Origin of the sequence: uncultured Apibacter sp. (assembly GCF_946479295.1) — a bacterium.
In the GTDB taxonomy this organism is placed as follows: domain Bacteria; phylum Bacteroidota; class Bacteroidia; order Flavobacteriales; family Weeksellaceae; genus Apibacter.
Genome location: NZ_CAMLFD010000019.1, coordinates 14,166 through 27,198, shown reverse-complemented (window position 1 = coordinate 27,198; position 13,033 = coordinate 14,166). Strand labels below are relative to the sequence as shown.

Below are 13,033 nucleotides of genomic sequence, written 5' to 3'. Positions count from 1 at the left end.
TTTATAAAATATTTTGAGCAAAATCTATAACGACGTATTCTGAATAAGTTCCTATTCTATATCTGCCTCCCCAGATTCCAATGCCGGAACTTACATAGTAGTGCGTATTTCCTTTTTTAAGATATCCGTGAGATTTTTCAAAAAGAGCATTTGTAAGTAAAGAAATCGGCCAAATTTGCCCCTGATGTGTATGTCCCGAAAATTGAATATCAACTTGATTAATTTCAGATTCTTCCAAATGATATGGTTGATGATCTAAAACTAATATAGGCTTAGTTTTATCTAAATTTTCAATTAATTCTTTAAGTGATTTTCTATTAATATTAGTTCGATCATCTCTACCCACTAAATAGAAACTATCATCAATTAAAACTGAAGAATCTTTTAATAAATTAATTTTGGTTTTTTTAATAAAATCTATGCTATCTGCAATACCACTTATATATTCGTGATTACCTAAGCAACAATAAACCCCCAAACGTGATTGTATATCTTTAAAATAATTATCTAATTTAAAATAATTTAGCGGTATGATACTACTATCTATAATATCTCCGGCAATTAAAACTATATCAGGATTTTCATTATTAATTTTTTTTATCCAACTTTTTAATTCTGGACCTTTAATTGAATATCCTAGATGAAGATCGCTGATAAGAACTATTTTCAGAGGTTTAATCAAACTTTTGTTTGTCATTATTTTTAGATGAATTCTTCTTTTATCTAAGTAGTTCATATATCCATACAAACATAGAATAGCCACTAGACAAATAATAAAAAGGATTACATAGTTGCTTGCAAGAATATCACTCGGTATAAATGTCCAGAATTTATTCAGAAATTTTACGCCATCATAAATAAGAAACAGTAAGAATGTATACAAAAGTATTACTAACCAACCGGTTGATATTTTATATAAAAAAGTAGCTGATCTAAGAGGTAAATTTTTTGAAAATAATAAAAATAAAATAAATGATGAGGGTAGAAATAAAACCAAAAAGAAAAATATTCCGGTTATCATTATTGATACACCGGATATTAATGAGTATATATAATAGAATATATAGAAATTAGATAAAAAGTATAAAAAAATTGTCAGTGATAGTAAAAATATTTTTTTCACACAGCCTTATTTTATATTTCCAAAAAAAATTGAACATTTATCACAAAAACTCACCTTATACTTCATAATATATATAAAAATCATATTATTCATAAAATAATTTATCCCAAAATATCTTATAATTAATTATAATTATTTTCCTTTTTATTTTTTCAATACACGATAGACATCTATACTATGAAATTTTTTTAATTTCTTTAATAAATCTATCAGCTAATTGATCAGCTTCCTGTTGTGTGTAAGCTTCAGTATAAATACGGATAATCGGCTCTGTATTTGATTTTCTCAAATGAACCCAACTGTTTGAGAAATCAATTTTTAATCCATCATAAGTTTTTATATCTTCATTTTTATATTGGTCTTCAAGTTTTTTAAGAATTAAATCAGTATTAATTTCTGGACTTAAATCTATTTTTTTCTTTCCCATGAAATAAGTAGGATATAAATTTCTTAGTTCTTTTACCGAAGCTTTTTTCTTAGAAAGATATGAAAGAAAAAGAGCTATACCTACTAAAGAGTCGCGACCATAATGTAATTCTGGATATATAATACCTCCGTTACCTTCTCCTCCTATAAGTGCATGGATCTCCTTCATTTTTGATACGACATTCACTTCTCCAACCGCAGAAGCTTGATATTCTTGATTGTATTTTTTAGCAATATCATGTAATGCTCGAGACGATGATAAATTTGAAACTGTTGTAGAAGGTGTTTCACTTAAAACATAATCTGCTACTGCCACTAGTGTATATTCTTCTCCAAACATGGAACCGTCTTCGCAAATAAAAGCTAAACGATCAACGTCGGGATCTACTACTATTCCTAGATCGGCCTTCTCACTAGGAACTCTTTTCATTATATCATCTAAATTAACTTCTAAAGGCTCCGGATTATGCGGAAAGTCACCCGTAGGTGTACAATACATCTCAATTACTTCAACGCCTAATTTTTTCAATAAAGGTACTACCGATATACCACCTGTAGAATTAACTGCATCTACCACTATTTTAAATTGAGCCTTTTGAATGGATTCAACATCCACTAAAGATAGTTGTAAAATTTTGTCTATATGAAGCTCTATAGCATTCTCTTCTTTTTCATAACATCCTAATTTATCAACTTCGACAAAATCAAAATCTTCATTCTCTGCTATAGTCAATAATTCTTTTCCTTCTTGGTCGGAAATAAATTCTCCTTTAGAATTTAGTAATTTTAAAGCATTCCATTGTTTAGGATTATGACTTGCCGTAATAATAATTCCACCTGCTGCAGATAAATAAGGAACCATGATCTCCACTGTTGGCGTGGTAGAAAGTCCTAAATCAATCACATCTATTCCTACTCCTTGTAAGGTTGAAGAAACTAAATCAGAAATCATTTGCCCTGATATACGAGCGTCTCTTCCAATAACAATTTTTAAGTTTCCTTTATTAAGCTTTCTTTTTAACCATGTCCCATAAGCCGCTGCAAATTTTACTACATCTACAGGTGTAAGATTTTCTCCTGTTTTCCCCCCTATCGTCCCACGAATTCCAGATATACTTTTTATTAATGGCATATAATATTTATTTTACTCCTATTTTATTATTTTGAATATTGTTGAATCTTTTCTATAACGAATTCATTTGAAATATTACCTAAAAAACCTTCTCTTTTATCTCCTTTTTGAATTATAGTTACTGGAATACCTCCTACTAAGTCTGTACTAATCGAACCAATATTTGATAACAATTCTTCTCTAGATATATTATAAACATTTTTCATTTTATTTTCCTTTACAAAAGATTGCAATTTTGCTTGATCTTCAGTTTCATCTATACTTACAAAAATAAATTTAACTTTTTTATTTTTATATTGATTTTGTAGCTTAACAAAATCGGGAATTTCTTTTACGCACGGAGGACACCAAGTAGCCCAGTAATTGGTAATATAGATAGTATCGCTTTTTGTGTCTAATAAATCTTGAATTTTAGAAAAATTCGATTGTATAACTTTTATCTCTTGTGTTTGTTGATTATTTGTTTCTTCGATCCTATTGTCAGCAGATGCATCAGAAACCTTAGTATTATCTCCTTTATTTTTACTATTATGCTTACATGAAAATAGCATTCCTAAACAAACCATTAAAAAATATATTTTTTTCATTTTGTATAAATTTTAGTTACAAAAGTAAACATTTTAAAGATAGAATGTTTTAGCAATTTTAATGAGAGTTTAATTTAGTTATATTAATAAGAATTTATTATAAAAAAACATAGTCTAAAAAATATCTTTGAAAGTCACAAATTGTAAATAATAGATAATTTAAATATAGAATTTCTAACTCGACGTTTTTTTTTATATTTGATCAAATAAAAAATTTATGAAAAAATATATTTTTATCTTGACATCCTTTTTGTGCGTAGTAATTTCTTGTGAAAATGCCTCCAGTGGAAATAAAAATATTATCCCCACTGATCCTGTGCAAAATATAGAATCTCACAATAACACTCATGATTCTTTATCTAATCTTTCTGGAGTTGATTCTATAAAAAGTGAAATACCCCCTCACGCGAATACAAGTATCAAGTCTTCTACAGACTCTATTAAACCTCATTAAACGAGGTTAATTAAGGATAAATATTTTATTAATAAAATTCATTTATTTTCAAAACCATAAAAATTCTTTATAATGATTCGAAAAAAGTTCAATTACATTATTTTATCCGCTTTAATGACTACTCATTCTTGTGTTGATCATAAAGATAAAACTTCTATGAATTCTTCTTATCAAACATCTCAACATGGAATTGAAAATACTATTAAAAGATATAAGCCTGAAGGAAAAGAATCAAGTTTAAAAAAAGAATTGATATGGACTGCATATAAAACACCCAATAAAATTGCGGTAGACGGGAGCTTTAAATCTATTTCTTTAACTAATACTAAGGATGATAAATCTTTAGAAGAGGCTCTAGAGGGAGCAAAATTTTATTGTGATGGAACAACTGTTACTTCCGGTGATTCTTCCAGAGATGGAACTTTGACTTTATTCTTTTTTAAAAGATTAGCTTCTCCCGATATTTACGGATCATTTGGAAAATTTGAAAATAATAAGGTTATGATTACTATAACATTAGATAAAAAAACTATAACTAAGGAATTTACTTATATATTTAAAAAAAATACAATCACTATACAAGGATCTGTTGACTTATTAAAAGACTTTGATTCTCAACGGGCATTTACAAGTTTGCATCATGCATGTTTTGATTTACATGAAGGGAAAACATGGACAGAAGTTAATTTGACTGCAATTATATCGAAATAGCATCTGGCTCCTAATTAATAATTGTTTTTTCATTATAAGTAATATTAGTAAAATTTTGATATTCTTAAACCATTATATATGAAATAAGTGAACTATATTTATTTTGTTTAAATTATCAGGTTATTATATTTTTAGGAATCTATGTTCTAATTATGTTTAGTATCTATGATCATATTCATGCAAATGAATTTTCTTTTCGTTATTATTTATTTTTTAAAAATAAAAATTAAAATGATAGCATAAATAATATTTCATTGAAATTCATAGTTTTGGCATTTGTGAACAAGATTTGTTTAATGAAAATTCAATATTTATTACAAAAAATATGATTTTTTCAATTAAAAAAGTTTGTGAAATTGAAAAATGGGTTTATCTTTGCACCACTGAAATTATTAAAAACAAGCGTTCAGAATAGATCCGGTAGTTCAGTTGGTTAGAATACCTGCCTGTCACGCAGGTGGTCGCGGGTTCGAGTCCCGTCCGGATCGCTAAAAAATAAAGTTTATTTTTTTTATTATTGCATACAAGCAATCTATCTTGATCCGGTAGTTCAGTTGGTTAGAATACCTGCCTGTCACGCAGGTGGTCGCGGGTTCGAGTCCCGTCCGGATCGCTAAATTACTTCTCAATTATGCATTTATATTTTTTTAAATTTACTCCATTTTTACTTCAATAAAAATATGTTATATAATATTTATTAAAAAATGATTTATTGATATAATAAATTGATAACAATACTATTCCTTTAATATCAGAATTAATAAAAAGTAGGGATAACACATGCTATTATCTTTTTACTTAACGTTAGCATTCCCATGTTAACTTTATATTTTAATCGTTGGAAAATTTTGATAATACTTTTATAATTCATTATTTTTTTTTCACAATAAAAATAAAAAACGATTTTACTTGACAAATTTTAATCAAATTGTAAAGTAAAATCGTTTATATCTCAAATGTTAATTTTTTCTAATTTTCCATAGGAAGAAATCCATAATTTTTTGAATAGTTGAGCATTTCTTCAGCAAATGATTCAGGATAAGTAACTTCAATATCGATAATTTCTTTCTGTTCATTTATCTTAGGAACTAATATTGGATTTATAAATCCTTTATAGGCAGCTGTTTTAAAATTAGAATTTCTTTTTAATACTTCTTGGTGTAATTCTTTATCTACTTTTACACCATAGGTTTCAACTAAATTTTTTGCAGCATTATAATCTCCTTCAGACTTAATTCTCTGAGTTTCCGTTAACAGCTCTCCAAATAAATCATGTAATTTTTTATAATCATTGATTTTAAAATAGGTTTTACCATTCTTGACAATTTTTTCAATTACATTGTCTTTTTTACCTTTCTCATAAGCCCATGCACTTACCCATTGACGATTTCGCATATGTGCCTCTTCAATATCTCTGCCTGGCTCTATGCGTATCAATTGTGTCATCAATCCGTTACGTATATAATCATTATAGGCTGTCATCCCCACTTTTTTCCAATCATCAACCAAGCCTAAATTTTGAAGTTCGGGATCATATAAATAATATAGCCCCACTAAATCCGCTCTTCCCTCTTCCATCGTAGATGCATAACTTTTTAATGTCTCTTTTGGTGTAGCTACTCCTTTATTAATTTGACCTGAGGCATGACCGATTACTTCATGTAAAGCGGTATGGAGTTTACTTGCCAATTCTCCATATTTTTCAGATAATTCAATCTCTTTTTCATTATAAGCGAATTCTTTCAGCTTTTCACTTCCACCTGCTTGATTGTAAGCATCAATTATATTACCTAAGGAAACTGATTTAGACCCGAATTCAGCACGTATCCAATCAGCATTAGGCAAATTTACACCTATAGGCGTACTCGGTGAAGAATCTCCGGCTTCTGAGGCTACAATAACAGTTTTATAGGAAATACCAACAACATTTTTTTTCTTATGTTCTGCCATTAATGGAGAATGATCTTCGAACCATTGAGCATTTTTGGATATAACTTCCATCTTAGCCGACATATCAAAATCTTTGATCTGAACGATATTTTCATAAGAACCTTTATGTCCAAGCGGATCGTTATATACTTCCACAAATCCGTTTATATAATCAATATTTCCTTTAGTTGCTTTTAACCAGGCTATATTATAGTCGTCCCAAGTCTTCAAATCACCTGTTTTATAATATTCAATTAGAAGCTTAAGAGCATTTGCTTGTTCTTCATTCTCTGCCACTGTAACTGCTTTATCAAGCCAAAAGATTATTTGATCTATAGCTGCTCCATACATTTCTCCACTTTTCCATGTTTTTTCAAATAATTCTCCTTTACTATCTTTTACTAATTGAGAATTTAAACCAAAAGATAATGGACGGGAAGCATCCGGACTTTTTTTAGCTGCATAATATTTTTCTACTTCTTTTTCTGTAATTCCTTCTCCATAAAAATTAACCGCTGACCCTGTAATTAACCCTTTTGATTCATCCAAATTTACTTTTTTAGCATCATTTTGATCGAATAATACGTCAACAATGCGTTTATCTAATAAAGTTTGAGTTTCATTCAATAATTTTTCGAAGTATTCTTGAGAAAATTCCGGCATTATTTTATCATTGGAATAATGATGGTGAATTCCATTTGAGAACCACACTCTTTTTACATATGTTTCAAAATTATTCCAATCTTTTGAATTTTTATCTCCTTTATAATTTTGGTAAATACTTTCTAAAGCTTTTCTTATTTTTAAGTTATACTTATAATTTTGGTCCCAAACAATATCTCTACCGGCTAATCCTGCCTGTGAAAGATAATAAACCAATTTTTTTTCATTTAAAGACAGCTTATCCCATCCGGGTATTTGATATCTTAAAACTTCTATATCTGCAAAACGATCAACTTTGTAATTAAAGTCATCTTGACTAATTTTTTCGACTTGGTCCGGATGTTTCGAATTACAAGACCCCAAGATTATTGAGGCGGCAAGCATACCCGCAACGATATTAATTTTCATCTTTAAAAATGTTTATATATTAAATGTTTTAACAAAGATAAAAAACTATGAGCAACTGAGTGTACGGTTCTAATATTTATTATATATAGTTCTATCATTATAATAAAAATATTAAATAACACATTTTTAAACCTTTGATAATTTATATTTTTTAACTTTAATTTAAGTAAAAATCATTTTAATTTATCTTAAATTTGCATTTTTTATTAAAAAATAATTATTTTCTTATATCATTTAATTTATTAATAAATAATCTTGTATTTTTGTATATATTAATGCTGTATGAAAATTACCTTACTATCTGTTGGAAAAACTAATTCTAAAGAATTATTATATCTAATGGAAGATCTAGAAAAGCGTTTACCTCCTTTTATAAAATTTGAAAGAAAGGAGTTGCCGGATGTAAAAAATTCAAAAAATCTATCTGAAACTGAACTTAAAAATACTGAGGCACAACATATACTATCTCATATAACTTCTGGAGATACTTTAATAATTTTAGATGAAAAGGGTAAAGAATTTTCTTCCACAGAATTTTCTTCTTTTTTAGAAAAACAAATGAATAATTCTGTTAAGCATGTTGTTTTTTGTATTGGAGGTGCATTTGGTTTTTCAGATAGAATTTACAATCTTTATCCTCAAAAAATAGCTTTATCAAAAATGACATTCACTCATCAAATGGTACGCTTGTTTTTTATTGAACAATTATACCGTGCTTTTAGTATATTACAAGGTAAACCTTATCATAATGAATAATTATTTTAAATTAAAATGGTACGATATAATTTTAGTAATTGTACTATTCTTTGTGGGAATTTGTATTATTAATACTCTTTTTTTATATCTGGCTAAAATAATAAATCTGAACCCTTATGTATTTACCCCGATAATTACTGTCGGTAATTATATACTGATTTATATTGTCTATCATTTCATCTGTTTAAAACCTAGAAATGAAAGCTTTAAAATCAGCTATTCTTATAATAATATCAAATTTTTTCCTATAGCCTTTTTGTTATTTTTAGGTCAATACTTAGTTTCAGAATATTTAACAGGATTAATACCAACGCAAGGGGGGATTTTAGAGAAAATGTATAAAGCTATGTCTTATGCTTTATTAGGTAATACCGAAAATTATCCTATCATAACCTTTATATCTGTATGTATAGTTGCTCCTATATTTGAAGAAATATTTTTTAGGGGATTTATATTAAAAGGCATGCTTAACAATGGAGTAAAACCTTATGCGGCGATATTGATTTCTTCCTTAATTTTCGGAGGTATTCACATATTTCCTTGGCAAGCAGTAGGAGGCATTTTAGCCGGAACCATTTTAGGAATTACTTTTTACAAATCAGGATCTCTTCTTACGTGCACAACCCTACATTTTATTAATAATTTTGTTGCATATTTACTATTTATACGCTATAAATCATTGGAATCACCTGATTTTGGGTTTAGTGGTTTTGCCTTATTTATTGTGGGAATTATATTAATAGTTATATTTGGACATTTTTATATCAAATTTACTAAAAACAAAAATATGGAAATAACAAAATATGGAAATACTATTAGCGACTCAAAATGAGCATAAAAAAGCTGAAATAATTGAAATGTTACCAGAAAATTTACAACTTAAAACTTTTAATGATTTTAATTTCGAAGGAGAAATTGAAGAAACAGGCACAACTTTTCATGAGAATGCTTTTATAAAAGCCAAATTTGGATATGATTTGACTAATATTCCTTGTTTCGCCGATGACAGTGGGTTGGTTATTGAAGCATTAGATGGAGAGCCCGGAATTTATTCGTCTCGATATGCCGGTACAGGATCTTTTAATGATAACATATCCAAAGTCTTGAAAAAAATGGAAAATTGTTCCAATAGAAATGCATACTTCATTAGTGTTATTTGCTGGGTTAACGATCAGGAAGTAAAATACTTTGAAGGTAAAATTTTTGGAAATATTTCTTCTGAAATTAGTGGATCACAAGGATTTGGGTATGACCCCATATTTATTCCTAATGGTTATATTAAAAGTTTTGCCGAGTTTTCTCCTAAAGAAAAAAATATAATAAGTCATAGAGCAATTGCTTTAAAAAAATTTACAGCTTTATTAAAAAATAATTATTTAAAATAATTTATTAATCAAATTTTATACATATTAAAATTAATATGTTTTTTAGTTTAATATTTTTAAAAATAATTTTATTTTAAAAACTAATATTCGTATGATAACCATATAAAAAGCTTTTTTAAAAATTTCTTTGATTGGATTTTTGGCATCTTAAATACACAAATAGTTTAATTTAATAATTTCATCTAAATGAAGCTTTAGAAATAGCTTAAATTCTATTTTATCATTAAAAATACAACCTAATAATCTTTATTTATATGCGTAATCAATAAATAGATAAAGAATTTAGTTATTACAGATGATATAAATCTTTTTTTTATACCTAAAAATAATACCTATTCCCGAACCTATTCATTAATTATGAATAAATGATCATAATTTTTAATTGTTTAAAAAAATGAATGTTCTGTTAAATTAAAACTTATTCTTTAAACAAATTTTAAAAAGAACTTACTTATACATTTTTAGCAATTAAATTGATTGTATTTTTACAAAAAATATATACTTATGAAAAAATACCTAATCAATATATGTTTTATTATTTCGATGTTCACATTTGCCCAAAATTTAAAAATTATTCCTTTAGGTGTTTATGGAGGTAGTGATGAAAGTAATCTTTCTTCTTATTTATTAGCAGAAGAAAATACAACTGATTATATAGCATTAGATGCTGGTACAATATATAGTGGAATAAATAAGGCCATTGAAAATGGAAGTTTTACGAATACAACCGTCGAAAATATTTTAAAAAATAATATTAAAGGATATTTTATATCTCATGGACATCTGGATCATTTATCTGGAATGTTAATTAATTCACCTGAAGACTCTTCCAAACCCATATATGCTATCAAAGAAACGATTGAAGTTTTAAAGAATAAATATTTTACAAACACAGCATGGATCAATTTTGCTAATGAAGGTGAAAGCCCGATTCTTAATAAATATCAATATATTTATGCAGAAATTGGAAAAGTATTTTCCATATGTAACACAAATTTTACTGGAACTGTTTTTGAATTAAGCCATGTAAATCCATTAAAAAGTTCAGCAATTTTAGTTGAAAATAATAAACATGCTGTTTTATATTTTGGTGATACCGGAGCTGACAGAGTTGAAAAATCTGATAAATTGGCAAAAATATGGAAAGAAATTGCTCCAAAAATTAAATCAGGGAAATTAAAAACCCTTATGATTGAAGTTTCATTTCCAAATTCTCAATCAGAAAAAATATTATATGGTCATTTAACACCTTATTTATTAAATGAAGAAATGGGAAAATTAGCTAAATTAGTTGGTAAAAACAATATGAAAAAATTATCAATTATTGTAACTCATATTAAGCCAAAAGATGATAATGAACAAATAATCAAAAATGAATTATTAAATACTAACCCATATTCCATCAATTACATTTTTCCTAAACAAGGTGATCTTATAATTTTGAAATAGATTAAAATTTCATTCTTAAATTAAAAATTTTAGATAAGTACATGAGCTAAATAAATGAAATAAATTGTTCAATAATTATATTATTTTATTTTCATAAGTAAATAAACGAAAATGTAATATTACAGACAAGTTCAAAAAAAATTAAATTGTTCTTAAGAATGTTTTTCATTGTAACCGAATTTTTAATCTAAACTTATTTTACTATTTTATAAAAAAAAAGTTCACAATATAAATCAAAATATTAAAAAAAGTTATTTATAAAAACAAATAACATACAATAACTTTAAATATCAACTAAAATACTTTACTTTTACATAAAATTTAAAACAATTAAGTATGTGTGGATTTGTAGGAATTTTTGATTTAAAAGAAGCTAATGAGATACTAAGGCCTCAAGCTTTAAAAATGGCAAAAAAAATTCGTCATAGAGGACCAGATTGGTCCGGAATTCATTGCGAAAAAAATGCAATCCTTGCTCATGAAAGATTATCAATTGTAGACATTGCTTCGGGAGGACAACCTCTTTATAGTAGTGATAAAAAATTAATATTAGCTGTAAACGGTGAAATATATAATCATAAAGAAATTAGAAAAAAATTTGAAGGAAAATACGATTTCCAAACTTTATCCGACTGTGAAGTTATCTTAGCTTTATACAAAGAAAAAGGGATCAATTTATTTAATGATATTACAGGGATCTATGCTTTTGTATTATATGATCAGAAAAAAGATGTTTATTTAGTGGGAAGAGATCATATGGGAATCATTCCCTTATACATGGGATATGATGAAAAAGGCCAATTTTATGTTGCGAGTGAACTAAAATCTTTGGAGGGTGTTTGTCCGGATATTAAAGAGTTTGAACCTGGAAAATATTTTTATAGCCCAGATGGGGAAATTAAGACATGGTATCATAGAGATTGGATGGACTTCAACTCTGTAAAAGATAACGAATCCGATGTTAATAAATTAAGAAAAGGATTAGAAGATTCTGTACATAGACAACTAATGTCTGATGTACCCTATGGAGTACTTTTATCGGGAGGATTAGATTCTTCGATTATTTCAGCGATTGCTAAAAAATATGCAAGTAAACGTGTTGAAGATAATAATAATTCAGATGCTTGGTGGCCTCAACTTCATTCCTTTGCTGTAGGATTGAAAGGTGCTCCCGATTTATTAGCTGCCAGAAAGGTTGCCGATCATATCGGTACGGTTCATCATGAAATACATTTTACCATTGAAGAAGCTTTAGATGCAATTAGTGATGTAATTTATCATATAGAAACATACGATGTAACAACTGTACGTGCCTCCACCCCTATGTATCTTTTAGCTAGATACATAAAATCTATGGGAGTGAAAATGGTTCTTTCGGGAGAAGGGTCCGATGAGCTTTTCGGAGGTTATCTATATTTCCATAAGGCTCCTGATGCACAAGCGTTTCATGAAGAAACCGTAAGAAAATTGGATAAGCTTCATCTTTACGATTGTTTACGTGCCAATAAATCTCTTATGGCTTGGGGGGTTGAAGGACGAGTACCATTTTTAGATAGGGAATTTATGGATATTGCAATGACTTTGAATCCCAAAGATAAAATGTGCGGCAATGGAAAAATTGAAAAACATATTTTAAGGGAAGCTTTTGAAGATTATTTACCTGAAGAGGTTGTCTGGAGACAAAAAGAACAATTTTCGGATGGAGTTGGTTATTCATGGATTGACACTTTAAAAGAAACTGCCAATAAAAAAGTATCAGATAAACAAATGGAGAGAGCCGCCGAAAGATTTCCGATAAATCCTCCTATGTCTAAAGAAGAATATTGGTTTAGAAGCATTTTTGAAGAACATTTTCCGTCTCAAGCAGCAGCCCAGACCGTTCCTTCAGTACCTTCCGTAGCTTGCAGCTCTGCGGTAGCTTTGGAATGGGATGAAGCGTTTAAAAACAATCCTGATCCTTCAGGAAGAGCCGTAAAAACGGTCCATACAGATGCAATTTAATTTACGTTC

11 protein-coding genes and 2 tRNA genes are annotated in these 13,033 nt (G+C 28.0%); 9 read left to right on the top strand and 4 right to left on the bottom strand.

What is annotated here, in order from left to right; genetic code table 11:
• Nucleotide 1 precedes the first annotated feature (1 nt).
• The 3 genes from Q0T35_RS10000 to Q0T35_RS09990 all read right to left on the bottom strand — a co-directional run bounded on the left by Q0T35_RS10000 (nucleotide 2) and on the right by Q0T35_RS09990 (nucleotide 3,268).
• Entirely contained in the window at nucleotides 2-1,021 is a 1,020-nt protein-coding gene (locus Q0T35_RS10000; protein ID WP_295842919.1) for a metallophosphoesterase, read from the bottom strand.
• A 277-nt stretch (nucleotides 1,022-1,298) separates the two neighbouring features.
• A complete protein-coding gene (gene glmM, locus Q0T35_RS09995; protein WP_295842917.1) occupies nucleotides 1,299-2,681 on the bottom strand; it encodes a phosphoglucosamine mutase in 1,383 nt (460 codons plus the stop codon).
• Nucleotides 2,682-2,707: 26 nt separating this feature from the next.
• Entirely contained in the window at nucleotides 2,708-3,268 is a 561-nt protein-coding gene (locus Q0T35_RS09990; protein ID WP_295842915.1) for a TlpA disulfide reductase family protein, read from the bottom strand.
• A 217-nt stretch (nucleotides 3,269-3,485) separates the two neighbouring features.
• Between Q0T35_RS09990 and Q0T35_RS09985 the strand changes: the two genes are divergently transcribed.
• The 4 genes from Q0T35_RS09985 to Q0T35_RS09970 all read left to right on the top strand — a co-directional run bounded on the left by Q0T35_RS09985 (nucleotide 3,486) and on the right by Q0T35_RS09970 (nucleotide 5,046).
• Complete coding sequence (locus Q0T35_RS09985) at nucleotides 3,486-3,722, top strand: hypothetical protein (RefSeq protein WP_295842913.1); 237 nt, start codon at nucleotides 3,486-3,488, stop codon at nucleotides 3,720-3,722.
• Between the two features lie 72 nt (nucleotides 3,723-3,794).
• Entirely contained in the window at nucleotides 3,795-4,433 is a 639-nt protein-coding gene (locus Q0T35_RS09980) for a YceI family protein (RefSeq protein ID WP_295842911.1), read from the top strand.
• 414 nt (nucleotides 4,434-4,847) lie between these two features.
• Nucleotides 4,848-4,921 (top strand) — tRNA-Asp (locus tag Q0T35_RS09975).
• Nucleotides 4,922-4,972: 51 nt separating this feature from the next.
• A tRNA-Asp gene (locus tag Q0T35_RS09970) sits at nucleotides 4,973-5,046 on the top strand.
• A gap of 356 nt (nucleotides 5,047-5,402) precedes the next feature.
• Here the strand turns inward: Q0T35_RS09970 and Q0T35_RS09965 are convergent.
• Nucleotides 5,403-7,433, bottom strand: coding sequence for a dihydrofolate reductase (locus tag Q0T35_RS09965; protein ID WP_295842909.1), 2,031 nt, complete (start codon nucleotides 7,431-7,433; stop codon nucleotides 5,403-5,405).
• Nucleotides 7,434-7,715: 282 nt separating this feature from the next.
• Here Q0T35_RS09965 and rlmH point away from each other — a divergent pair, with 282 nt between their 5' ends.
• The 5 genes from rlmH (at nucleotide 7,716) to asnB (ending at nucleotide 13,024) form a co-directional block, all read left to right on the top strand.
• Nucleotides 7,716-8,189 (top strand): 23S rRNA (pseudouridine(1915)-N(3))-methyltransferase RlmH, encoded by a 474-nt coding sequence (rlmH, locus tag Q0T35_RS09960; protein ID WP_293917022.1) that lies wholly within the window; start codon nucleotides 7,716-7,718, stop codon nucleotides 8,187-8,189.
• A complete protein-coding gene (locus Q0T35_RS09955) occupies nucleotides 8,182-9,021 on the top strand; it encodes a type II CAAX endopeptidase family protein (protein ID WP_295842907.1) in 840 nt (279 codons plus the stop codon). The genes rlmH and Q0T35_RS09955 overlap by 8 nt, the downstream gene beginning before the upstream one ends.
• On the top strand, nucleotides 8,993-9,574 hold the full coding sequence (gene rdgB / locus Q0T35_RS09950) for an RdgB/HAM1 family non-canonical purine NTP pyrophosphatase (RefSeq protein ID WP_295842905.1): 582 nt from the start codon (nucleotides 8,993-8,995) through the stop codon (nucleotides 9,572-9,574). The genes Q0T35_RS09955 and rdgB overlap by 29 nt, the downstream gene beginning before the upstream one ends.
• A 504-nt stretch (nucleotides 9,575-10,078) precedes the next feature.
• Nucleotides 10,079-11,023, top strand: a complete 945-nt coding sequence (locus Q0T35_RS09945) for a 3',5'-cyclic-nucleotide phosphodiesterase (protein ID WP_295842902.1) — start codon at nucleotides 10,079-10,081, stop codon at nucleotides 11,021-11,023.
• A gap of 336 nt (nucleotides 11,024-11,359) precedes the next feature.
• Nucleotides 11,360-13,024 (top strand): asparagine synthase B, encoded by a 1,665-nt coding sequence (asnB, locus tag Q0T35_RS09940; RefSeq protein WP_295842901.1) that lies wholly within the window; start codon nucleotides 11,360-11,362, stop codon nucleotides 13,022-13,024.
• Nucleotides 13,025-13,033 lie beyond the last annotated feature (9 nt).